The 355-nt window shown below is 51.5% G+C and carries 1 protein-coding gene; it reads right to left on the minus strand.

The genetic code is table 11. From position 1 onward, the window contains the following. On the minus strand, positions 1-355 hold a 355-nt coding region (locus QP415_RS10980), incomplete at both ends, for a hypothetical protein (protein WP_285100087.1).

Raw genomic sequence — 355 nt, forward strand, 5'->3', positions numbered from 1 at the left:
GTTGTGAAACCTGTTGGGCTATTTGCCTTGTCGCATTGGTTAGGGAATCAACGCTATTGTTGCGTAGTAGGGATACTTTGCGGACGCGGCGTAAGCCTTTCGCGCCTGTCCTGATAGGGGCGGTGCGTAGTTTCGCGTCACCCTCACCGGGACCCCAGCCGACAATCTCCGAAGCATAATCCGCGCTGTGGTAGGAAATATCGGGCATTTCAGCCACATTCACACCAATTTCTAAACGAACATTAAGCTTTTTTGCCCCTATAGGCCGCCCGAAATCAATGCGATGTTCTACCGTACCGTTTTTACCTTTGTAGGAGCGTTCGACCCAATCAACCCCGGCCTGTGAAATCATCTC

Source organism: Pauljensenia sp. UMB3104 (assembly GCF_030217285.1).
In the GTDB taxonomy this organism is placed as follows: domain Bacteria; phylum Actinomycetota; class Actinomycetes; order Actinomycetales; family Actinomycetaceae; genus Pauljensenia.